At 49.8% G+C, this 1632-nt stretch carries 2 protein-coding genes; both read left to right on the top strand.

Going from position 1 to position 1632, the window contains the following annotated elements:
- Positions 1-64 precede the first annotated feature (64 nt).
- Positions 65-553 (top strand): terminase gpP N-terminus-related DNA-binding protein, encoded by a 489-nt coding sequence (locus BUB59_RS14865; protein WP_073231425.1) that lies wholly within the window; start codon positions 65-67, stop codon positions 551-553.
- Entirely contained in the window at positions 535-1578 is a 1044-nt protein-coding gene (locus tag BUB59_RS14860) for an IS3 family transposase (RefSeq protein WP_143160439.1), read from the top strand. Before BUB59_RS14865 ends, BUB59_RS14860 begins: the two co-directional genes overlap by 19 nt.
- Positions 1579-1632: the final 54 nt, after the last annotated feature.

The following is a 1632-nucleotide window of genomic DNA, read 5'->3' as shown; positions in this document are numbered from 1 at the left end:
CCCCCTTCCTCAGGTCAAAATGTCCGCTTTCAATTTCTAAAAACGGGGCGGAAAGGGGACTTTCATGTCCAGAAAAACTACCGATACAACCCTCAGGGATTCGTTTCTTGAACGCATAAAGAAGCCGGGATGCCCGTCTGTAAAGACCATCGCCGAAGAAATGAGCCTGCCGAAAGCTACATTGTACTCATGGATTGCCGCGGAACGGCAACGCAATCGTCAAGGAGTCTCCATGAGCAAGAAATCGGCAAAAAGATCAGCGTTAAACAAGTTCAGCCTCGTCGCAAAATCAGAGGGCATGGGCATAGACGAACTGGAAAAGTTCTGCGCCGAGAACGGCGTCTCCTTTACAGAGCTTCAATCCTGGAGAGACCTTTCGCTTTCCGCAATGGAAAATTCCGGCGATGGCAACGTAATGTCCGTAAAGCAGCACGAGGATGAAGTCGCCAAGCTCAAGGCGGAACTAGCCCGAAAAGAGAAGGCGCTTGCGGAAGCAGCCGCGCTCCTGATTCTTCAAAAAAAAACTTCGGAGATATTGGGACAGGGAAAGTAGCAGAGCCGAAGAAACGGGAAATCCTTGCTGCCATCGAGGAGGCTGTCCAAAATGGCGCAAGGCGCTCCAAGGCTTGCGAAGCCATTGGGCTTTGCGAACGCCGCTACAGGCGCTGGTGCAAAAGTGTAGCGGACAATCGTGGCGGCTATCGTGAGAACAATTCGCAGAGACTTTCTGTAGAAGAAACGTCCCGAATTATTGATTGTTTTACCCGCGAGGAATATCGCGACTTACCGCTAAACATTGCCCACGCAAAGCTTATGGACCAAGGAATCTACGTGGCTTCGCTGTCAACTTGCGAACGAGTCATGAAGGCTTATTACCAAAGTATCGGCAAGGCCGTTGAACGTGTTGTCGAACGACGTAAACGGCCCGAATATTCGGCGACCGGACCGAACCAGGTCTGGTGTTGGGACATAACCTGGCTCCATTCGGAAGTAACGGGAAAGTACTATTACCTCTACCTGATTATCGACATGTATTCTAGGTATATCGTGGGCTGGAGTTTGCATACAAAGGAAGATGGTAAATTGGCGGAGCATCTTTTTGCTGAGACAATCCAGAAGCATTGCCCCGGAAGGAACGTGTCTCTGCTTGTCCATGCGGACAACGGCAAGCCGATGCGAAGCAAGGATCTGAAGTCATTGTTTGAAAAACTGCATGTGATGTCAAGCCACAGCAGACCGCACACAAGCAACGATAACGCCTTTGCCGAAAGTATCTTCGCCACGATGAAAAGCAGGGTCGTGTATCCGGAATACTTTATGAGTATTGATGACGCGGAACGATTTGTCGTTGAATTTGTAGACTGGTACAACAACGAACATCTGCATTCCGGCTTGGATTTGTTGCCGCCTTGCGCCGTTCATTTCGGCTATCACCAGGAAATTCTTGACCGTCGAAATGCCCTGCTTGAAGAATCCAGAGCGCAGCATCCCGAACGCTTTGGGGGAAGGAAAAAGTTCTTCCGAATTGATGAAACCGTCAGCCTAAAGCACCGCGTACACTTGCCAAAAGCAGGATGACGAACTAACTTTGAATTAAATCACCCGAGCGGACATATTGCCTGAAAATTGCCG

Origin of the sequence: Fibrobacter sp. UWEL (assembly GCF_900142535.1) — a bacterium.
Taxonomy (GTDB): Bacteria; Fibrobacterota; Fibrobacteria; order Fibrobacterales; family Fibrobacteraceae; genus Fibrobacter.
Note: the sequence above shows the minus strand (reverse complement) of the source record. Positions and strands in the feature narration are given on the sequence as shown.